This is a genomic window from Pontibacter rufus, assembly GCF_015694705.1.
Classification (GTDB): domain Bacteria; phylum Bacteroidota; class Bacteroidia; order Cytophagales; family Hymenobacteraceae; genus Pontibacter; species Pontibacter rufus.
Genome location: NZ_JADQDR010000001.1, coordinates 876,565 through 895,785 on the forward strand (window position 1 = coordinate 876,565; position 19,221 = coordinate 895,785).

Genomic DNA, 19,221 nt, shown 5'->3' on the forward strand with positions numbered 1-19,221 from the left:
CATAAAGCAACAACAATCAAACATAGTAAAACTTCTTACCAAATGGAAGCAGCCGAATACATAGAAGCCATTAACACTTTGCGCGACCAACTGAACATGCGCAGAGGCTGGGGCGGCAGGGTGTCCCGCCAGCTACACATCGATAGGCGCGAGGTCTATAATGTCGCCCATGGCAGAACCCGCAACCCCGAGGTTTTGCAGGCCCTTATCTCGGAAGCGGAAAAAGGCCCTGATCCATCCATTGAGCTTATGTCCAATTTCATTAATAAGGCATCCTAAATAAATTTAAATAAATATTGCTTAAGTGCCATACGACAAATATAGATAATAGATATAATAATATATAATATTCTATAATAAATTATATGAACCTGCAAGACATCGCCACCAAAGCAGACCTGCAACCGATTCTTCGCCGCCTGCAGCTATTGGAGCAGGAGAACGAAGCGCTAAGGAGCGGCCTTAGTACCTGGATAAGAGTTGCCGATGCAGCCAATTTGGGGTTTAGCCGCACCTGCCTTTATGAGATGCGGACAGATGGCAGGCTTCAACTCGGTGTAGATTTCAAATACGAAGGCCGCTCGGTGTATTACAACCGCACCAGCCTGGTGAAGCTCAACAAGGGTCAGCAACCCACTGGTGCCGCAAAATCCCTCACTTTATAACGCTACATACCAACAACTATGAAAGCCGAAACAATAGAAGAATTTGAGCAGCGCGTTCGCCGGTTCGAGGAAACCGGCACCGGCCGCGATATCAGCCAGCCGTGGCCGGTAACCCTGCAATACATTGACCGGGCAGACACGCCTGAAATGCGCCAGTTGGCGGCCCAAAGCCGTGCCGGCCTGCTGCCCTGCACACCGTGCCGGATAGAGGATGCGGTGCTGGTACATACAGCTTACAGAAAAGAAAAATAACCTACATAATCCTGTTCCTATGAAGTCTGTAAAAATTGAAATCAAATCCTGGCTCGGCAAAGTGCTTTTTGCCTATGAGTGTGAAGGTAACACGATAGCCAAGACAGTAGAGAAAGCAGTTGAGGAAAGTGCCAACCTCCGCAGTGCCAACCTCAGCTATGCCAACCTCCGCGGTGCCGACCTCCGCGGTGCCAACCTCAGCGATGCCAACCTCAGCTATGCCAACCTCCGCGGTGCCAACCTCCGCAGTGCCGACCTCAGCGATGCCAACCTCAGCTATGCCAACCTCCGCGGTGCCAACCTCCGCGGTGCCAACCTCCGCAGTGCCGACCTCAGCGATGCCAACCTCAGCGATGCCAACCTCAGCTATGCCAACCTCCGCGGTGCCAACCTCCGCGGTGCCGACCTCAGCGATATAAAAAATGACTTTTGGGATGTGCTGCTGCGTGCTCAGAATGAAATTGAAGGATTGAAAGCCGCTGTGATAGAAGGCCGGATAAATGGCAGTACCTACCAAGGTGATTGCGCCTGTCTTGTAGGTACAATAGCCAATATCAGGCATCGGGAATATCACCATTTAGAAAACTTAAAACCGGACTCTTCAAGGCCAATAGAACGGTTTTTCCTCGCCATAAGGAAAGGAGATACTCCAGAAAGCAATGCTGCATCAAAAATTGTCCTGGAGTGGATTAAAGAGTTCCAGGGCCTGATAACTACAGCTGAAAAATAAAGCTATGCCAGTTACAGAAATTATCACCAACACTGAAAAGCTCGAGCTCCTGAAAAAGGGATGCCGGTTCAAAATAGAGGGCAACACCGGCAGCTTTTGCTCCAGCTATATTCCCGAAGATGAATTTGGGCCTGCCTTCACCGTCATATACCATGACTTCACAATGGGCTCTGCTGCATCAGGTACTCTCAGCACAATCAGTAATGAGAAACAGCTGACCGTCTCGCAAGTGGTGTTGCACCAGGTGGTCCAGGTGTCGGTTCCTCTTGCGCAAATTGAAATCATCCACGAATAAGCATCACAGGTATGGAAAAGAAGAAAGTAACACCAGAAATGAGACTGAAGCTGCGCGCGCCGCTGCATGCGGATGCTGTCAATCAAAACCCCTCTAAAACTTTCCTGTCTACCATTAAGCCCATTTTTGTGACTGAAAGGCTGAATGATGTTTTCGGCATCGGCTCCTGGGAGATAAGGACAGAAGTTGTATCTCCTATTGCCTCTGAGCCAAAGAAAACCAAAGCTGGCAGGGAGTACAATGAGTTTACCTCTTTGATGAAAACCTCGCTTTCTATTCCTGAATATGGTATTTACTACGAGTGCATAGCAGGTTCCACAAACGAAGATGAAGGGGACAGCGCCAAAGGCGGCACTACTGACGGCATCACGAAGATATGTAGCTGGCTTGAAATAGGCATCAACGTGTTTAAAGGCTTTGGCAATGTGGCAACAGAACCCAGCCTGGAAGAAGGTATTACGGCTATACTTAATGCAAAGAGCAGGAATGAGATTGATGCTGCCTGGAAGTTATACCCTCACCTAAGAAAAGCTGATTCCTTCAAGAAAGCGGCAGAAGCGATGAGTGCGCTGTATCCGAAGCAGGAAGCGATACAGCCTAAGGTAGAAAGTGGAATGCCCGAGGATGTGGCTGTAGCTGCTGGGAAAGCTGAATTTGAAAAGATGGCTTCAACTGATTCAGATACACAAAAGCCAGCTGCCGAATCTTCAACAGCACCAGCAACAGAGACAGCCAGCGTACGCTACGCTTCAGCCAATCAGAAAGAGGAAATCATACGCCTGCTGAACATCCCGGTGATTACGCGCCAGGAGAAAGTTAAAATGCTGCTCAACATCAATCGCTTTGATGAAGAGCGCGCTGCGCAGGCCATTGAGAAGCTGAATAAGATAATTGAAGACCGCGAGAATAGCCCGGCTCCTGCTGCAAGCCAGGAATTGCCAATAGCGATGGCCTCTGAAAAACAAATTGAGCTTCTGAATAAGCTAATCAACTCGCACCACATCCCAGCACCTTACAAGGAACATGTGCAGGCGCTGCAGGCAAACCACAATGGTAGTGTTCCTGCAGATCATGCTTCTATCATCCTGGATAACCTGCAAAAGCATATTGCCGACGGTATCGAGTACGAGAAAAAGACACCGGCCACGCAGGAGCAGGTAGAGGACATTGAAATCTACCTGGAGAATGCAGCCTTTTCGCCGGAGGAAACAGAAAGCGGCAAAGCCAAACTGAAAAAAGGGTACAGCATCGCGCAGGCCCGGAAGGTAATCGCCATACTGGATAAAGAAATTGAGGAGCGTTCCAAAGCCTTGAGCCTCGCCAATAAAAAATAAGACATCACGAAGTATTTCCCTTTGAAATCAATCACTCTCTAATCTATATGGCAGAACAAATTACGGCAACTATCATCGGCTTCGGTCCTCCATACAGCGAATGTTATGCGATGCATGAAGGCAGGAAAATAGCAGTAGACCCTTTTGTAACGGGGGCATGGGACTGGGAGAACAGAAGTAACCTTTTAGGTACTTGGCAAATGAGAGGGCGATGGTATAATGAAGACTGTTTCCTGCCTGACACCTTTTTAAATCAAACCAACTTAAAAATAATGAAGAACAAGAAGCACCCCAAACCCCGTGTAAGCGGCCTGGCTATGATACTTATAGCTATTGCCGGCCTGATAATCGTGGCAGCACTTTGTATCTATTTCCAATAACCTTGTACCAAAACTCATGGATATAGCAGCAAAAATTAAAGAAAGACCTATCCTGTTTTCGTCGAGCATGGTGCAGGCTATACTGGAAGGCAGGAAAACGCAAACACGCAGGACAAGGGGTTTAGAGTTTATCAATGAACAGCCCGGCATCTGGAATATTGACCAAGCTTCGCCTTACTTAAATGAAGCTGGCACGCATACTTATGTTGATTTCTATTGCGGTACAGATGAAGCCATCTTTCATGATATAAAATGCCCTTATGGAAAGCCAGGTGACAGGCTATGGGTTCGGGAGAGATGGGCAATACACCACGAAGAATGGTGGACAGTTTTTTATGCTACTGATGATCATAATGAAATCGCGAAAGTTTCAGAATTGAAAGCAGATGGGTCTGTTAGGTGGAGGCCTTCTATCCACATGCCTAGAAATGCATCGCGCATGCTCCTGGAAATAACAGATATCAGAGTGGAGCGCCTGCAGGATATTACAAATGTTGACGCTGTAAAAGAGGGCATAGAAAGCTACTGGTCTGGAGGTTCCGCAGCCAGGCTTTATAAAAGTTATATAACGCAGGAGTTTTCTACATACATCCCCCGCATATCTTTCTTTTCCTTGTGGGAGTCCATTAATGGCCCTGATAGCTGGGATGCTAATCCGTTTGTTTGGGCAATTGAATTTAAGAAAATCTAAAGCCTTATCAATCCCCTGAAACACCTTCAACTTTTAGCCAATGACCAACACAACGCCGCCTGTTCTGGACCCGGAACAGCAGAAAGACCCCACGGCCCTGCAGCACCTGCATGAACAGGTTTGCAGGAGAATAGCAGACATCATCGCCTTTTTCGGCCATAAAAATGGCAGAAAGGAAGATGCCGCAACACAGGATAAATGTGAATTTAATTTGAAATAACCATGCATAAATTTAAACATTCTCATTCCCGAGCACTCCTGATAACAGGGCTCTTATTCCTCATCTTATCCGAAAAAGCTATCGCAGCACTGGCGATAGTAATATGCTGGGTACTCGCCGGCATCCTGATTGGTACCGGTGGTTACCTCTGGTACCGGGCCAGGCAGGAGAAGAAGCGCCGGCAACTGCTGTTGAAACTATATGGCAATCCGGCATGAAAAAGGAAAAGCAAAAAGTGCCGTATGGCTCCTGGGTCTGGATCGGTATCATGATTTCGGAACTGCCTAAACTGATCAGTAAATAGTTGCATCAAATTATTCTAAGGATTTATGAGAAAGCCATTATTCACAACAGTAGAAAATCTGCCTATTTATCATGGTGATAAGTATTGGGCTTTTACAGATGATAGCAAAGAAGGCGCATGCCAATGCACAGCAGACGAGAAGTTTGATTACTCTGATAACATTGAGCGATTCAAGTTTGAAGAGACAATCAAAGAAGCGATTGAAGTATTCAAGTGGTGCAACAATAATTAAACTAATGATTAAACCATGAGAAACGGAATCGAATTAATCGCAGAAGAGCGCCAGCGCCAACTTGAGAAAGAGGCCTGGACACCAGATCATGACTCAAATCATAATTGTGAGGAGTTGGTGCATGCTGCTAAATGCTACGCCACAGCAGCTATTGCCAACAGCTATAGCAAGAGGAATATAACATACACAGGCTACAGGCCGGGCGAAGAAGCGCCAAACGCGTGGCCCTGGGAGAAGCGTTGGTGGAAGCCTTCCGCTGACCCTATCAGGAACCTTGTGAAAGCAGGTGCTTTGATAGCGGCCGAAATAGACAGGTTGCAAAACAACAAAAGCTAATAATTTATGACAAAGGCAGCTAGATACTTTAGGCTTCCGCGAAAAAAGAAGAAGCTATTGAAGAAAGTTTATGGCAACAATCCTGATTGGTATAGCCAGCTTTGGTGGAACAACTACAAAATGAATCTGCCCTTTTAACTAATGGATTATCTGGCAGGCACAAACTCTAACGAAGGCGCAAAGAAAATGCGTCCATCGTGCAGGAGAATCTGTGTTGTCAAGGGTTTGCCAGTGGGTTTGTACTCCTTGACGAATGTTCCAACGATGCCAGATCTATGCCTTAGTTCCATACAACAAATATACATTATTAGCCCGGAAAGCTTACCACCTGATTAACGAACTCACAAAAGATTAATGAATTATTCAACTCTTTAAGGCTTCTGCTATGAACTACGCAATATCAAAATTCAAAATCAAACAAGGACTGGTAGTAATCCATTACAGCCAGGAGCTGAACGAAATCAAGAGAGAGCACATCTCTACTATTCATTGCCTGCCACACCAGGACCTTATGGAGGCGATGGACAAGCTTAAAGTTCACCTGTGCTTCATCACGGAGATGGTAGACACTTACATGGTTCCATACCTGAAAGAAAAGACACTGGGTACGGCTTTCCAGGAAGATGAATTCTATGAAGAATTGGCCTTTGCGCGCTACGACGTTACTGGCTTTACCCTTTCTTCCGATGGCGTTGTGCTTATCGGCCACAAGACACTGAACACAAAGAAGGTGCTCAATATGGTATCGCCATTTACGCTGCTCAATGAGGATAGCGATTATGAGTATGCCGGCTTCCTGGATGCGCAGCTTGAGGAGGTATTGCATGAGGTGAATCTGCTTCTGAACGGTAAGGTAGGCTGTGAGCAGCTGGATTTATTTGAACAGACCGAAAACGCGGCATAAGCATGGAATCATCAATCAAAGTATACCACCGGCTTACCGCCGCACAGTTCGGCGTGCCGGATGCCTTTTTCAAAAAGCACATCAAAGGCAAGCGTCTGCCGGTCGTCGGGTTCACAGGAGGATTTTATACGGTGCAGGTGCAGGGAGATACCTATACGGTTCATTCCAGCGATGTGGGCGCTAACTATACATCTAAAGGAGGCAGCTGATGGGCTTTCAGAAAACCGTCTGGCTACAGGCCAACATTGGGGATAAGGTCATCTTCAGGCATCCGAAGCGGTACGGCCGGGTGGAAGGAGTAGTGGAGGATATTACCGTGAGGCTGAAGGACAAAGACTATACTTACCACATCAAGGTAACCACATTCGCCGGCAGGCCGGCTACGCTGAACGCAAAGAAAGACAGCATCATCGGCGTGCTGTAGGTGGCTGAACATTTAAAAAACAACCGATTATGAAAGTATTTAACCCGCCCAATGCGGAAAGGAAATGGAAATCTGTAGCTGATAAAATGAAGCACAGAGAAGAAGAAGTTAAGCGCATAGTAGAGCTAAAAAAGCACGCCTTAATTGATAACGGCTTCAAACTCCATAGCCTACATACCCTTGTCTCAGTAGGCTACGCTATGGCACTTGAAGATAATGGCTTAGCGGATTGGTAATTACTGCTAACGAAAATCTAAAGCTTTGAATTATGAACGGATATGAATTATCGAGACAGTGGTTCGACTTTGCGTTTGAAAATCCAGACAAAGTCAGCGTTACGCAAACTGCGCTGTACATGTGGTTGATAGAAGCAAACAACAGAGCGGGCTTTGTTGAAAAGCTCTCTTTTAACACCGAAGATGCGTGTATGGCCATCGGCGTCAGCAACAGAAAAACGGTGTGGAAAGCACTAAATGAGCTGGCGGAGAATGGATTTGTAAACATCGTTTTGAAGTCCTGTAATCAGAACAAACCTTCTGTGATCAGCCTGAAAGTAGCCAAAATTAAAACTGCCGGGGCACTTGATAAAGCCCTGATGAGGCAGTCCAAAAAACGGACTACCGCGGAAACAGCGGACGGACAAGCAGGGGAACAGCGCGCGGACTACCGCGGTAACAGCGCGGAAACAGCGGACGGACACTCTTATAAACCACAAACAACAAACAATAAACAGGGAAATAGGGAAACTATGCCCCCGGATGGCTTTAATAACCCTCTTCAAAAATCAAAAACAGTTTACCTGGATTGCGTGCGGCTTTTGCGGCAGGAGCATGAAGCCCTTGTACGCAAATTTGGTAAGGAAAAAGCAGAGTGGATGATTGAACGCCTGAACAACCACAAAATGGGCAAAGGGGAGCTTTGGTACGAATCTGATTACCATGTCCTGCTGGGCTGGGTGGCCTCGGCAGCGGAAAAGGACTTCAGGAAAACAAATACACCAGTGCCAGCATCCAACAAATTCAGTATCCAGGCCGCCATCAGGAAACAAAACGCCATCGCATGAGCCATAACGCCAAAACGATGCCCCACAGCAAAGAGCTGGAACGGTTGGTGCTGGGCGCCGTGCTGACAGACCGGAACACGATGAACACCTGCATAGAGCTCATACCGGATCTTGATTTCTTCTATGATATCCGGCATCAGCAGATATACCAGTCGCTGCTCAACCTGCGCAGCAAAGACTTTGACATCGACCTGATGACCTGTACGCAGCAGCTCCGGCAGGAAGGCCATTTGGAAACCGTGGGCGGCGCCATTTACATCGCCGAACTGGCCTCTCTCGTCAACTCTGGCCTGCACATCGAATCGCACATCCGTAAGCTGCAGGAAGCCTATATCAAGCGCAGAATTATCGTTTCGGCGGACACCCTGCTGCAACAGGCCTTTGACCCGGGCACTGACGCCTTGGAAAACCTGGCCGACACCCAGGTGGAGATTATGCGCCTGGCAGAGATACTGGACAAGAAAGGCGAGCACAGCATGTACCAAGTTGTAGATACCACGCTGAAAGACCTGGTGGCCAAATCAAAAGGACAGGAGCTGACAGGTATTCCTTCGGCTATTCGGGCCATTAACACCATCACGGCGGGGTATCAGCCTACGGATTTGATTATTGTCGCTGCGCGCCCTTCCATGGGTAAAACTGCTTTCGCGCTAAACGAAGTGCGGGTTGCGGCTATTCAGTACCAGGTGCCCGTGGCCTTTTTCAGCCTGGAGATGAGCTATGTACAGTTAGGCAAGCGCCTCATCAGCTCGGAGACCCGGATAGATTCCAACACGCTGAAAAAGCCTTCTACCTTGTCGGACTTCCAGTGGCAGAAGCTTGCGACAGACACCGCGAAGCTTTCCGGTGCGCCGATATACGTGGATGACACGGCAGGCCTGACGATTATGCAGCTCCGCGCCAAAGCCGCCCGGATGGTGGCCAAGTACGGCATCAAGCTGATAGTGGTGGATTACCTGCAGTTGATCAAGAACCCGGCATACAAAAACAGGGAGCAGGAGATAAGCAGCATTACCAGGGAGCTGAAGCTGATGGCCAAAGACCTGCATGTGCCTGTAATCGCTTTGGCACAGCTGAGCAGGGCCGTGGAAGCCAGGGGAGACAAAACCCCGCAGCTTTCGGACCTGCGGGAATCCGGTGCCATTGAGCAGGATGCGGATATCATCACCTTCCTGATGCGCCCTGAATATTACGGCATGACAGAAGATGAAGATGGTTACCCGACGGCAGGCCTGACGAAATTCATTATTGCCAAGCACCGGAACGGAGACCTGGGAGAAATATGGCTTGAGCATGATTTGCCGCACAACCTTTACGGCGACATCGGCACTCTGAGTCGGGAAACCAGCATGCCGGTAAGCCAATTTGAGCAGGAGCCGACGCATAATTTTTACGAGAAAGATGATGATATGCCTTTTTGAAACAGACTTTCAATAATAATCCTTAAGAAACCTGAGCAATGAAACAAAAGAAGAAAATCGATTACCAGGACTTCCTGGAAAGCAAGATACTCACTGTTGAAAATGTGGGTTTCCAGGTTCGCACCATCTCGGATGTCCTTTTCCCGCACCAGCGCGACATCGTGCATTGGTCCCTGCAGGGCGGCCGGCGTGCCATCTTCTGCTCCTTCGGGATTGGAAAAACTATCATGCAGCTGGAAATCGCACGTCAGTGTATACTGCAGACAGGCAAGTCTTTTCTGCAGGGCATACCGCTGGGCGTGTTGGGGGAGTTCAAAGATGATGCTGCGATGCTGGGGGTTGAGGTGCATTATGTTACCGACATGCACGATGTAAAAACAATTGAAAACAATATTAAGGGACCGGCCATCTTCATCAGCAATTACGAGCGCATCCGGGATGGCAACTTTACACCGGAACACTTTGGAGGTGTGAGCTTTGACGAAGGCGACGCTATCCGCAACCTGGACACCAAAACATCGGATTACATCCTGCACGAGATGTCAAAGATTCCGTTGCGCTTCATTGCAACGGCCACGCCGGCGCCGAATGAGTACACGGAGATACTGAACTATGCAGAGTTCTTAGGTATTTGCGACCGTGGCCAGGCCTTAACCCGCTTCTTTCAGAGGGATTCAACTAGTGCCGGGAACCTGACCTTGTACCCGCACAAAGAAAAGGAATTCTGGATATGGGTAAGAAGCTGGGCTATTTTCGTGGAGCATCCGAGCGATTTAGGCTATTCGGATGAAGGCTACAACCTGCCGGATCTGAAAATACACTACCATGAGGTAAGCGTAGAGGACAGGGGTGTTCTGACTGACAGAGATGGGAATGTGAAAATGTTTGCTGATGCTTCCAAAGGCTTAAGCGAAAGTGCAAGGGAGAAGCGCAGCAGCCTCGAAATACGTGTAGCCAAAGCTATAGAAATCGTAAAGAATGAACCGGACGCACATTGGCTGATATGGCATGACCTGGAGGATGAGCGCAAATTGATAGAAAAACAACTACCAGGAGTGCAGTCTGTTTTCGGCTCCCAAAAGAACGAAACAAAAGAGCATCTTTTAAATGATTTTAAGCACGGAAAATATCAGTACCTCGCCACAAAACCAACCATTGCCGGCGCTGGATGTAATTTCCAGCAGTATTGCCATAACGCGGTATTTGTAGGAATCGGGTATAAGTTCAAGGATTTCATCCAGGCCATACACCGTATCCAGCGATTCCGGCAGGCGCAAGAAGTTCACATTCACCTGGTCTATACCGATGCAGAGACGGAGGTACTGAAAAAGCTCGAGGCTAAATGGGCGCGCCACAAGGAGATGATTGCCGAAATGACGGCTCTGATGAAAAAGTACGGGCTGTCACAGGCTGATGCCATCACTGACCTGAAAAGGAGCATGATTATAGAGCGCAAAGTGGTAAGCGGAAAAAACTTCACCTGCATTCATAACGATGCCACAGAAGAGGCGAGGGTTATAAAGGATAACAGTATCGACATGATACTTACGTCGATTCCCTTCAGTGATCAGTACGAGTACTGTGAGAGCTACCGGGATTTCGGGCACAACAACGGTAATGAAGGATTCTTTCTTCAAATGGACTTCCTGACACCTGAGCTGCTTCGCATCACAAAGCCCGGAAGGATAGCCGCCATTCATGTGAAAGACAGGATTCAGTTCAGCTACCAGAATGGCGTAGGCTTTACTTCGCTGATAGACTTCTCTGGCCAGACAGTAGCGCACTTCTTAAAGCACGGCTGGTGGTTGTTAGGCAAGCACATCATTACGACGGATGTCGTTCGTGAAAATAATCAGACTTACCGCCTCGGCTGGACGGAAAACTGCAAGGACAGCACCAAGATGGGCAGCGGCTCCCCTGAATACCTGTTGGTGTTCCGCAAGGCTCCGACCGATACCTCCAATGCTTACGCCGATGAGCGCGTCGTAAAGACAAAGCAAGCCTACACCCGCGGACGCTGGCAGCTGGATGCACACGCACACTGGACCAGCTCTGGCAACCGGCTGCTGACGCCTGAGGAATTAAGGAAAATGGATTTAGGCAAAATCGGTAAGTGGTGGGCTGCTTACTGTGAGCAAAACCCTTACAACTTCGAAACACACGTTGACCTTTGCGAAGCATTGGATAGTATGGGTAAGCTGCCGAGTTCCTTTATGGCTATACCGCCGAAATCAAAGACAGATGCTGTTTGGGATGATGTGAACCGGATGAACACGCTTAATACCAGCCAGAGCCACAAGCGCCAGGAAAAGCACGTTTGCCCGTTGCAGTTTGATATTATCGACAGAGCACTGGAACGCTATTCAAATCTCGGAGACACGATATACGACCCGTTCGGCGGCATCATGAGCACACCGGTACGATGCATCGTGAAAGGCCGGAAAGGTGTAGCCACTGAGTTAAATGAAGGCTACTGGAAAGATGGTGTGCAGTACTGCAGGGAAGCTGAGTATAAGCAATCAGTACCCACCCTCTTTGATGTACTTCAGGAAGCATCTTAAACCTGTGGCTTACAAGAGGCAGTATTTACCACTTTTCAATCAGTAATTTATGAGAAATCAGACAAACATATTTGAGGGAACAAAACGCCTGCAAATGACAGAAGGCATAGAGTTGACGCGCCAAAGCCTACTTGCCTATGGGCCTACACACAAGCACTGGTGCATCGCCTGGAGCGGTGGCAAGGATAGCTCAACGCTGGTTACGTTGGTGGTGTGGATGATCCAATCAGGCAAGATACCTGCACCTGAGACGCTGACAGTAATGTATGCCGATACCCGCCTGGAGCTTTCGCCGCTGTGGTTCGCTGCGCAGGACATAATGCAAGAATTGAGGGAGATTGGCATAGAAGTACGCACAGTAATGGCTCCACTTGAAAAACGCTTTATGACCTACATCTTAGGTCGGGGTGTGCCACCGCCCAACAACAATACCTTTCGCTGGTGTACTCGCCAAATCAAAATAGATCCGATGAAGCATGAGTTGGAGAAGTTGTTTGCTGAAAAAGAGGAGAAGGTTCTGATGCTGACAGGAGTTCGTCAGGGAGAAAGTGCCATCCGAGACCAGCGCATCATGATGAGCTGCGGCAAAGATGGCGCCGAATGTGGGCAGGGTTGGTATCAGGAAACAATGCCGGATCAGCTTTGCGACACTTTGGCCCCAATACTTCATTGGCGGGTGTGCCATGTATGGGAGTGGCTCAAGCATTGGGCACCAATGGAAGAGTATGGCGACTGGAGTACGGCAGCCATTGCAGACGCTTACGGTGGCGATGAGGCAGAAGAAATCAACGCCCGTACCGGTTGCACAGGGTGCCCACTGGCACAGAAAGACAGCGCACTGGATACAGTTATCAAACAGCCGCGCTGGGCTTATCTGGCACCACTCAAAAGGCTTAAACCGCTCTGGCGCGAATTGAGGAAACCAGAGAACCGGTTGCGGAAAACGGGCCTTGAAGAAGGCGGCAAAAATAAGCAACGCATGGGGCCGCTAACAATGGAAGCCAGAAAGATGGCTTTAACCGAAGTACTTGCCATACAGCAAGAGGTAAACGAAGTTGCCGTAAAGAGTGGCCGGCCTGCAATCGACATTCTGAGCGATAAAGAAGAAGCATTTATTCGGCAATGTTGGGCAGATAACGTCTGGCCGAATAAATGGACAGGTGAGGAACCAACTGCTGATACACCTATGGAAATGATTTATAGAGACGGCACCGTGCAGGCCATGCTCTTTGCCGAGTTCAACACAATCTTTCACTAATGGCCATACAGAAAACAGAAATCATCACCGCAGAGCAGGCCCGGCTTATACTTGCCGGTTGCGGCAAAGCGGCACTGAAGCCCAGGCGCAAAAAGACTGATGCCGAGAAGCAGCTGGAGCAGGCTCTGCAGCAGCACCGCATCCGGGAGCTGGAGAAGGCCACCGGCCAGCAGGTCATAGCAGAGCACGATTTCCATCCGGAGCGCAAATGGCGCTTTGATTTCTACCTGCCTGAAAGCCGCATCGCTATTGAAGTGGAGGGCGGCGCCTGGACGCAAGGCAGGCACACCAGAGGCAAAGGCTTTCTGGATGACTGCAATAAGTATAACACCGCGCAAGTGATGGGCATCCGGGTGCTGCGCTTCTCACCTGACCAGCTGCTGCAGCCGAATGCCCTTAGCATTATCAAACAGGCAATTCAAACTAAAATTTAAAACATGACAGAGACAGAGCTGGCGCGAAAGTTCATCTCCTATTTTGCGGAATATGACATATACAACGAAGTACCGGCAGCCGGCATCATAGATTTTGTAGCGGTGATGGGCAATGTCAGGACAGCCGTTGAGGTGAAGACTACTTTCAACTGGAAAGTATTTGAGCAAGCCTACAAGAATCGAAATTATGCGCATTACTCATACATCGCTGTGCCTTACAACAAGGATGGCCATTTCAGGGAGCGTCTATGCAAAGATTATGGCATAGGTCTATTGTACTGGAATCAAAATCCAAAGTGCGCACTCTATACTACTGAGGCGATATACGTGAAGGAGGCCGTAGCGCCAAATCTAAATCGGAAGATTGTTAAGATTGTATTAAAAGATTACATGAAAGAATCCGTTGCCGGTTCCCAGAGCCAACGAGTGACGGCTTTCGGCAACACTGTGAATCTGATAACTCACTACCTGAAGTTCAGAGCGGGCGGCAGGTGTTCTATAAAGCGCATCATTGAGGTTGTAGACCATCATTATGGTTCAAATACATCTGCTCGCCAGTGTATTATAAATATGTGTCAAGCCGGAGTAATCAAGGATTTTGAGTATGATAACGGATTTATAAAGCTTAAATAATTATGAAAGAAAAACTAACCAACCTACAGCCAGGCCAGGAGCTTAACACGCTGGCAGGCCCGGCAACGTTCCTCAAATTCCAGAAGGGCAACTTCCATGACCAAAATTACCAGGTGCAGTTTCACAATGGAAAAACAGCATGGTATTCAGCAGACCAGCTGAAGGAGGCCAACATGCCGGATAGCGTTCGTGCACAGGAGGAGCTGTTATGAAAGAACCTGTTACATATCAAAACCTGTTCGGCGAAACTATCACGGTTTCCAATAAGAAAGCAAACCCACTCCTGAAGCTTTTTGGCAAAGGCCCGGAAGGAGAACGCTGCAAGAGCTGCAGGCACCTTTATGGAAAGGAATATGATAAAGTTTACTATAAGTGCGAACTCAGAGGCGATACGAACGGCCCAGGCACAGACCACCGTGTGAACTGGCCAGCGTGTGGAAAATTTGAAGCAGAATAGTTAAATATCTTATAATGAAATGGATCAGTCAGAAAAGGAAGCGGTAGTAAAAGTTGCAGTCGAGGAAAGTAGCAAAATACTTTATATCACGATGCAACTATGTGAAATCAAAAACCACATATCCAGCACTGTGGAATTAGGGGGTGTACTGTATGAATTAACCTTTAAAAAAGCATAACAAATCAATCATACTTATGGAAAACACAACAGACAAATTCGAGAACTGGGCCATCGTGGAAATCATGGGCCATATCAAATGCGCAGGACTTGCGCAGACTGTCACCTTCGGCAACACAGTCATGCTGCGAGTGGACATACCGGAAACATCAAAGCAACCCGCTCATACTAAGATGTACGGCATGAGCAGTATCTTCTCGATTAGCCCCGTAACTGAGGACGTAGCCCGCTCTCATGCCGAAGCCTGGAACATACAGCCTATTATTGCCTATGAGGTGCAGAATGCCTATCAGAAGCGTTTTGATGAAGCAGTAGAAAAAGCCGTGGAGCGCAAGATGAATCCACAATTAGAAAGCAGGTATCTTGAAGATGATGGCTTTCCTGATTTCGATGATTATGAACGACCATGAATGCTATACCCTCAGGTATAGCAGAAATTAAGCATATGAATAACAAGGGGTGTATCTATATCAATTCCAAGAATATACGTATATTGCATTGTTAAGAGATTTTAAGGAAGGTTTGATTTCATAGCTCGGAAAAGGGGCGCGTCATTGGCGTGCCTTTTTCTTAAGTTTAAATAAATGCGCTGTTAGTGTAAGGGTAGCACACTATACCGAGCCAAAGCAGAAACTACTGTGAACAGCACGTGCACAGCTGCAATGCTATAGAAGTGGGGTTCAAGTCCCCGCAGCGTTCAAGATGTAGTCACGTACATCGTCTGTATACTCATACTATGCAGGCAAATATCTTTATAAAGTATGGCAACAGAGAAGCCTGAAGAAATTAAGCTAACAGATAAGCAACAGCGCTTTGTGCAGGAGTATTGCGTCGACTTTAACCGAACGCAGGCAGCTTTACGGGCCGGCTATTCTGAAAGAACCGCCTATGCCATTGGGTCTGAAAACTTGAAGAAACCTCAAATACGCGCCGCCATAGACGAGCGTATGAAAGAACTCTCTCTAACTGCCGATGAAACCCTGAAAGGCATCTCTGACATCGCCAGAGCCAATCTTAACGAATATTTCAAAGTAGTTAAAGTGCAGACCGCTCCCCGTGTCAAAACCCCTCTTGCACAAATCATTGAAAGACTAAAGGCACAGAATGAAGATGCTGACAGTTTTATCATTAGAGCACAGTTGCTAAACCAAGAGGAGTTAGATAGTGAGTATTTAGATGATGTTGCCAAGAAACAAAAACAACGACGGCTGGACATAATCAGGTTGGAGATAGAGTTGGAGCGTAATCCTGAAGCATATCGGATTGAATCAGGACCAGAAGAGCTGATAGAGACTGTAGAACTGGACCTGCCAAAGCTAATTCGTGATAAAGAAGCCGGTAAAATCAAGTCAGTAAAGCACTCCGAGCATGGCCTGAATGTCGAGCTTTACCCGGCAGATGCTGCCTTGCGTGATTTGGCCCGTATCCATGGCTTGTTTGAAAAAGACAACAAACAGGTTAAGCCAGAATCAAACGTTACCATATTCCAGTTACCTGACAATGGCAGAGGTTAAGATAATCCGTCCACAGCCCGGCTACCAGATGCAGGCGCTTTCCACGCCTGCAGACATCGCCATCGGTGGCGCTGCGGCCGGTGTCGGTAAAACTTTCTCACTCCTCATGGAACCGCTCCGGCACATTCAAAACCCCAAGTTTGCCGGTGTTATCTTTCGTCGTACCTCCCCACAAATCAGGATGTCAGGAGGCCTTTGGGATGCCTCGCAGGAGCTATACTTAGCGGCTGATGGTCTGCCCCGCGATACGTTCTTGGATTGGTCATTTCCCTCCGGGTCCAGGATAGACTTTGAGCACCTGCAGTACGAGAAAGACAAAAACAATTATCAGGGCTCGGAAATACCGTTCATTGGCTTTGATGAGCTGACACACTTCACGGAAAGTATGTTCTTCTACATGCTCTCCCGTAACCGCTCCACTTCGGGCATCAGGCCTTACATCCGCGCTACCTGCAACCCTGAACCGGATAGCTGGGTAGCCTCCTTTGTCAGCTGGTGGATAGACCAGGACGAACTGTTGCCGGACGGCACGCCCAATCCCAACTTCGGCTTCCCCATTAAAGAACGTATCGGCAAGCTGCGGTACTTCACCAGCGACAACAACAACTATGTCTGGGGAGATACCCCGCAGGAGGTCAAAGACAAAGCGCCACATAAGTTTGTTGACGAGCTGGCCGATACAGCTCCGAAAAGCGTCACTTTTATTCCAGGCTCTATCTTCGATAACAAAAAACTGCTTGAGGTTGACCCCGGCTACCTGGGTAACCTAATGGCGCTGGATGAGGCCACACAGGCAGCCTTGCTAAAAGGGAACTGGAAAGTGAAGCAGTCAGGTAGTTCACTATTCTTAAATGAGCGTATCAATGACCTGTACTCCAATGAACACGTACCCTTAGGCAAGAAATATATAACAGTGGATGCTGCCCGGTTTGGCTCTGACCTGGCAGTTATCAAAGTCTGGGATAACTGGCGCGTCATTGATGTGGCATGGTTCGATATATCCAGTACCTCCGACATTGCCAAACAGGTAAAGGCTTATGAAAAACAGTATGCGGTACCACGTTCTCAAACCGTCTGTGACGCTGATGGTGTCGGTGGGGGCGTGGTGGATCAGCTGCCGGGCATGAAAAGCTTTGTGAACAACGCCAAGCCATTGCCGCAGGAAATAGGAGGCAAGAAGGTGGAAAAGCCCAACTACGACAACCTGAAAACGCAGTGTTATTACCATGCAGCCGAAAAGGTTAACAACGCCATGGCCTTCATTTCACCGGATGTGGCAGACCGTATCATCAGGCATAAGGGTGTAGAAAAAAGGCTCCGGGATTACATCAATGAAGAATTGCGCGCCATAAGAAAAGGCTCTGCCGATAAGGATGGAAAGAAAAAACTCAACAGCAAAGAGGAGCAGCGCATTATACTTGGTCGTTCGCCCGATTTCGCTGACAGCTTTATGATGCGGTCCTTCTTTGACCTGAAACCGACACAAATGCAAAGCAACTTCTTATATACTTGACATGACAACCGAACAACTCAACACCTTATCAGCTGATGACCTGATAGCAGAAGTGAAAGCCGCTAAGCCTGATACGCAGTATGAAGAGGGCATGAAGCAGTACGATGTGGCGCAGCACGAAGTAAAGAGCACGGTGCACCGGCCAGATAAGCTGTCCCTTATACCCAAGCCTGACAAACTCGATGATGCTGGCAACCCCATTGTGGAGAAGAAATGGACTGCCGTTGCTAAAATTGCTATCCCGCTCCAAAAGTTCATTATCCAGCAGCGGGCATCTTTCGCTGTAGGCAATAAGATAACCTTCAAGTCTGATATACCTGATTCCCCTGTGTTCAGTGCCGCAACCGCTGCCTGGCGTGGCGCCAAAATGCAGTATAACCTCAAAGAGATTGCCCGTAAGCTGATGGCAGAAACTGAGGTGGCCCTGCTCTGGTACTCCAAGAAAGATGAAAAGGCCGAAGGCGGCGTAAAACTGCGCACCCGCATCATTTCTCCCTCTACCGGTGACAGCCTGTTTCCGGTGTTCGACAAGTATAACGACATGATTGCCTTCGGCCGTGGCTATAAGGTAGATGATGAGGAGTACTTTGACCTTTATACCGACACCGAACTGCGGCGCTTTAAAAGTGGCAATGGCGGGTACGAAGAAATAAAGAAGGTTGATGATGCCGGTAATGAATACGTGGAGAAGCTGCCTTATGGCAAGATTCCCGTTATCTACTGGCGCCAGGAAAAACCGGAGTGCGACGATGTGAAAGACCTTATCCGTGCCAGGGAGTTCAACCAGTCCGATTTCTTCGACAATAACCAATACTACGGTGACCCCATGCTGTTCATGAAAGGGTCTGCCGTAAACATGCCGGCAAAAGGGGTGGCCGGCAAAGTATTGGAGGGCTCAGATGATGCCGATGCCAAGTTTCTCACACCTGGCGACTACACGGCAGCCCGCAAGCTGGAGTTTGATATGCTGGATGAGGCCATATTCACGCTTACACGTTCGGCCAAGCTGGATGCAGAGAGCATGAAAGGGCTGGGTGACCTGTCAGGGGCTGCCATGGACAGGATGCTGATTTCCCCGCACATGGCCGCCAGAGACATGCAGGATGGCGAATTTGGCAGCGGCGTGCAGCGCTGCATCAACTTCCTGATTGCCGTGTACAGTGAGTTGCTCGGTATAAAGGATGGCGTAGCGGCAGAGCCGCAATTCAGCCTGTTTCGCATCGATGATGCCGGGGAACGCATTGATCTAGCCATGAAGGCCAACGGCGGCAAGCCTGTTGTAGACCAGGAAGAATCGATTCGCATGGCCGGCGTTTCAGATTATCCGGAAGATGTGTACCGGAAACTGAAAGAGGAGGCAAAGGCAAATAGCGCCGGCAGCGGCACTCCACCTATAGGCAAAACCGGCATGAAAGTCTCATAA

General features: G+C 48.4%; 27 protein-coding genes. All 27 read left to right on the plus strand.

Annotated features, from left to right (window positions below; genetic code table 11):
- Positions 1-42: 42 nt before the first annotated feature.
- The 27 genes from I2I11_RS03995 (at position 43) to I2I11_RS04125 (ending at position 19,221) form a co-directional block, all read left to right on the plus strand.
- Positions 43-279: a hypothetical protein gene (locus I2I11_RS03995; RefSeq protein WP_196266339.1), complete on the plus strand. Its 237-nt coding sequence runs from the start codon at positions 43-45 to the stop codon at positions 277-279.
- An 86-nt stretch (positions 280-365) separates the two neighbouring features.
- A complete protein-coding gene (locus I2I11_RS04000) occupies positions 366-665 on the plus strand; it encodes a hypothetical protein (RefSeq protein ID WP_196266340.1) in 300 nt (99 codons plus the stop codon).
- 18 nt (positions 666-683) lie between these two features.
- A complete protein-coding gene (locus tag I2I11_RS04005) occupies positions 684-917 on the plus strand; it encodes a hypothetical protein (protein WP_196266341.1) in 234 nt (77 codons plus the stop codon).
- 19 nt (positions 918-936) lie between these two features.
- Positions 937-1,647: a pentapeptide repeat-containing protein gene (locus I2I11_RS04010; protein ID WP_230679866.1), complete on the plus strand. Its 711-nt coding sequence runs from the start codon at positions 937-939 to the stop codon at positions 1,645-1,647.
- Positions 1,648-1,651: 4 nt separating this feature from the next.
- The gene (locus I2I11_RS04015; protein ID WP_196266343.1) at positions 1,652-1,942 is read left to right on the plus strand and encodes a hypothetical protein; all 291 of its coding nucleotides are present in this window, start codon (positions 1,652-1,654) and stop codon (positions 1,940-1,942) included.
- An 11-nt stretch (positions 1,943-1,953) separates the two neighbouring features.
- The gene (locus I2I11_RS21225; protein WP_230679867.1) at positions 1,954-3,276 is read left to right on the plus strand and encodes a hypothetical protein; all 1,323 of its coding nucleotides are present in this window, start codon (positions 1,954-1,956) and stop codon (positions 3,274-3,276) included.
- A 47-nt stretch (positions 3,277-3,323) separates the two neighbouring features.
- Complete coding sequence (locus I2I11_RS04025; protein ID WP_196266344.1) at positions 3,324-3,656, plus strand: hypothetical protein; 333 nt, start codon at positions 3,324-3,326, stop codon at positions 3,654-3,656.
- 16 nt (positions 3,657-3,672) lie between these two features.
- Complete coding sequence (locus I2I11_RS04030; RefSeq protein WP_230679868.1) at positions 3,673-4,347, plus strand: hypothetical protein; 675 nt, start codon at positions 3,673-3,675, stop codon at positions 4,345-4,347.
- Between the two features lie 40 nt (positions 4,348-4,387).
- Positions 4,388-4,567 (plus strand): hypothetical protein, encoded by a 180-nt coding sequence (locus I2I11_RS04035; protein WP_196266345.1) that lies wholly within the window; start codon positions 4,388-4,390, stop codon positions 4,565-4,567.
- Positions 4,568-4,569: 2 nt separating this feature from the next.
- Positions 4,570-4,785, plus strand: coding sequence for a hypothetical protein (locus tag I2I11_RS04040; RefSeq protein WP_196266346.1), 216 nt, complete (start codon positions 4,570-4,572; stop codon positions 4,783-4,785).
- Between the two features lie 111 nt (positions 4,786-4,896).
- Positions 4,897-5,103, plus strand: a complete 207-nt coding sequence (locus tag I2I11_RS04045) for a hypothetical protein (protein ID WP_196266347.1) — start codon at positions 4,897-4,899, stop codon at positions 5,101-5,103.
- Positions 5,104-5,118: 15 nt separating this feature from the next.
- The gene (locus I2I11_RS04050) at positions 5,119-5,439 is read left to right on the plus strand and encodes a hypothetical protein (RefSeq protein ID WP_196266348.1); all 321 of its coding nucleotides are present in this window, start codon (positions 5,119-5,121) and stop codon (positions 5,437-5,439) included.
- Between the two features lie 385 nt (positions 5,440-5,824).
- On the plus strand, positions 5,825-6,343 hold the full coding sequence (locus I2I11_RS04055; protein WP_196266349.1) for a hypothetical protein: 519 nt from the start codon (positions 5,825-5,827) through the stop codon (positions 6,341-6,343).
- Between the two features lie 2 nt (positions 6,344-6,345).
- Positions 6,346-6,552, plus strand: a complete 207-nt coding sequence (locus tag I2I11_RS04060; protein ID WP_196266350.1) for a hypothetical protein — start codon at positions 6,346-6,348, stop codon at positions 6,550-6,552.
- A complete protein-coding gene (locus I2I11_RS04065) occupies positions 6,552-6,767 on the plus strand; it encodes a hypothetical protein (RefSeq protein ID WP_196266351.1) in 216 nt (71 codons plus the stop codon). Before I2I11_RS04060 ends, I2I11_RS04065 begins: the two co-directional genes overlap by 1 nt.
- Before the next feature lie 29 nt (positions 6,768-6,796).
- Positions 6,797-7,003: a hypothetical protein gene (locus I2I11_RS04070; protein WP_196266352.1), complete on the plus strand. Its 207-nt coding sequence runs from the start codon at positions 6,797-6,799 to the stop codon at positions 7,001-7,003.
- Between the two features lie 32 nt (positions 7,004-7,035).
- A complete protein-coding gene (locus I2I11_RS04075; protein ID WP_196266353.1) occupies positions 7,036-7,830 on the plus strand; it encodes a hypothetical protein in 795 nt (264 codons plus the stop codon).
- On the plus strand, positions 7,827-9,251 hold the full coding sequence (gene dnaB, locus I2I11_RS04080; protein ID WP_196266354.1) for a replicative DNA helicase: 1,425 nt from the start codon (positions 7,827-7,829) through the stop codon (positions 9,249-9,251). Before I2I11_RS04075 ends, dnaB begins: the two co-directional genes overlap by 4 nt.
- A 38-nt stretch (positions 9,252-9,289) precedes the next feature.
- Positions 9,290-11,812, plus strand: coding sequence for a DNA methyltransferase (locus I2I11_RS04085; RefSeq protein WP_230679869.1), 2,523 nt, complete (start codon positions 9,290-9,292; stop codon positions 11,810-11,812).
- Positions 11,813-11,861: 49 nt separating this feature from the next.
- Positions 11,862-13,070, plus strand: coding sequence for a phosphoadenosine phosphosulfate reductase domain-containing protein (locus I2I11_RS04090; RefSeq protein WP_196266355.1), 1,209 nt, complete (start codon positions 11,862-11,864; stop codon positions 13,068-13,070).
- A complete protein-coding gene (locus I2I11_RS04095; RefSeq protein ID WP_196266356.1) occupies positions 13,070-13,504 on the plus strand; it encodes a DUF559 domain-containing protein in 435 nt (144 codons plus the stop codon). Before I2I11_RS04090 ends, I2I11_RS04095 begins: the two co-directional genes overlap by 1 nt.
- Positions 13,505-13,507: 3 nt before the next feature.
- Complete coding sequence (locus tag I2I11_RS04100; RefSeq protein ID WP_196266357.1) at positions 13,508-14,137, plus strand: hypothetical protein; 630 nt, start codon at positions 13,508-13,510, stop codon at positions 14,135-14,137.
- 2 nt (positions 14,138-14,139) lie between these two features.
- Positions 14,140-14,349: a hypothetical protein gene (locus tag I2I11_RS04105; RefSeq protein WP_196266358.1), complete on the plus strand. Its 210-nt coding sequence runs from the start codon at positions 14,140-14,142 to the stop codon at positions 14,347-14,349.
- Positions 14,350-14,788: 439 nt separating this feature from the next.
- On the plus strand, positions 14,789-15,181 hold the full coding sequence (locus I2I11_RS04110; protein ID WP_196266359.1) for a hypothetical protein: 393 nt from the start codon (positions 14,789-14,791) through the stop codon (positions 15,179-15,181).
- A 351-nt stretch (positions 15,182-15,532) separates the two neighbouring features.
- Positions 15,533-16,285, plus strand: coding sequence for a terminase small subunit (locus I2I11_RS04115; RefSeq protein WP_196266360.1), 753 nt, complete (start codon positions 15,533-15,535; stop codon positions 16,283-16,285).
- A complete protein-coding gene (locus I2I11_RS04120; RefSeq protein ID WP_196266361.1) occupies positions 16,272-17,798 on the plus strand; it encodes a terminase large subunit domain-containing protein in 1,527 nt (508 codons plus the stop codon). The genes I2I11_RS04115 and I2I11_RS04120 overlap by 14 nt, the downstream gene beginning before the upstream one ends.
- Position 17,799: 1 nt before the next feature.
- On the plus strand, positions 17,800-19,221 hold the full coding sequence (locus tag I2I11_RS04125; protein ID WP_196266362.1) for a phage portal protein: 1,422 nt from the start codon (positions 17,800-17,802) through the stop codon (positions 19,219-19,221).

Coding starts and splice junctions, on each gene's coding strand:
- I2I11_RS03995 (WP_196266339.1), top strand. CDS start 43: ATGGAAGCAGCCGAATACATAGAAGCCATTAACACTTTGCGCGACCAA.
- I2I11_RS04090 (WP_196266355.1), top strand. CDS start 11,862: ATGAGAAATCAGACAAACATATTTGAGGGAACAAAACGCCTGCAAATG.
- I2I11_RS04105 (WP_196266358.1), top strand. CDS start 14,140: ATGAAAGAAAAACTAACCAACCTACAGCCAGGCCAGGAGCTTAACACG.
- I2I11_RS04010 (WP_230679866.1), top strand. CDS start 937: ATGAAGTCTGTAAAAATTGAAATCAAATCCTGGCTCGGCAAAGTGCTT.
- I2I11_RS04095 (WP_196266356.1), top strand. CDS start 13,070: ATGGCCATACAGAAAACAGAAATCATCACCGCAGAGCAGGCCCGGCTT.
- I2I11_RS04050 (WP_196266348.1), top strand. CDS start 5,119: ATGAGAAACGGAATCGAATTAATCGCAGAAGAGCGCCAGCGCCAACTT.
- I2I11_RS04045 (WP_196266347.1), top strand. CDS start 4,897: ATGAGAAAGCCATTATTCACAACAGTAGAAAATCTGCCTATTTATCAT.
- I2I11_RS04065 (WP_196266351.1), top strand. CDS start 6,552: ATGGGCTTTCAGAAAACCGTCTGGCTACAGGCCAACATTGGGGATAAG.
- I2I11_RS04015 (WP_196266343.1), top strand. CDS start 1,652: ATGCCAGTTACAGAAATTATCACCAACACTGAAAAGCTCGAGCTCCTG.
- I2I11_RS04115 (WP_196266360.1), top strand. CDS start 15,533: ATGGCAACAGAGAAGCCTGAAGAAATTAAGCTAACAGATAAGCAACAG.
- I2I11_RS04055 (WP_196266349.1), top strand. CDS start 5,825: ATGAACTACGCAATATCAAAATTCAAAATCAAACAAGGACTGGTAGTA.
- I2I11_RS04040 (WP_196266346.1), top strand. CDS start 4,570: ATGCATAAATTTAAACATTCTCATTCCCGAGCACTCCTGATAACAGGG.
- I2I11_RS04060 (WP_196266350.1), top strand. CDS start 6,346: ATGGAATCATCAATCAAAGTATACCACCGGCTTACCGCCGCACAGTTC.
- I2I11_RS04120 (WP_196266361.1), top strand. CDS start 16,272: ATGGCAGAGGTTAAGATAATCCGTCCACAGCCCGGCTACCAGATGCAG.
- I2I11_RS04075 (WP_196266353.1), top strand. CDS start 7,036: ATGAACGGATATGAATTATCGAGACAGTGGTTCGACTTTGCGTTTGAA.
- I2I11_RS04035 (WP_196266345.1), top strand. CDS start 4,388: ATGACCAACACAACGCCGCCTGTTCTGGACCCGGAACAGCAGAAAGAC.
- I2I11_RS04070 (WP_196266352.1), top strand. CDS start 6,797: ATGAAAGTATTTAACCCGCCCAATGCGGAAAGGAAATGGAAATCTGTA.
- I2I11_RS04000 (WP_196266340.1), top strand. CDS start 366: ATGAACCTGCAAGACATCGCCACCAAAGCAGACCTGCAACCGATTCTT.
- I2I11_RS04125 (WP_196266362.1), top strand. CDS start 17,800: ATGACAACCGAACAACTCAACACCTTATCAGCTGATGACCTGATAGCA.
- I2I11_RS21225 (WP_230679867.1), top strand. CDS start 1,954: ATGGAAAAGAAGAAAGTAACACCAGAAATGAGACTGAAGCTGCGCGCG.
- I2I11_RS04100 (WP_196266357.1), top strand. CDS start 13,508: ATGACAGAGACAGAGCTGGCGCGAAAGTTCATCTCCTATTTTGCGGAA.
- I2I11_RS04030 (WP_230679868.1), top strand. CDS start 3,673: ATGGATATAGCAGCAAAAATTAAAGAAAGACCTATCCTGTTTTCGTCG.
- I2I11_RS04085 (WP_230679869.1), top strand. CDS start 9,290: ATGAAACAAAAGAAGAAAATCGATTACCAGGACTTCCTGGAAAGCAAG.
- I2I11_RS04110 (WP_196266359.1), top strand. CDS start 14,789: ATGGAAAACACAACAGACAAATTCGAGAACTGGGCCATCGTGGAAATC.
- dnaB (WP_196266354.1), top strand. CDS start 7,827: ATGAGCCATAACGCCAAAACGATGCCCCACAGCAAAGAGCTGGAACGG.
- I2I11_RS04005 (WP_196266341.1), top strand. CDS start 684: ATGAAAGCCGAAACAATAGAAGAATTTGAGCAGCGCGTTCGCCGGTTC.
- I2I11_RS04025 (WP_196266344.1), top strand. CDS start 3,324: ATGGCAGAACAAATTACGGCAACTATCATCGGCTTCGGTCCTCCATAC.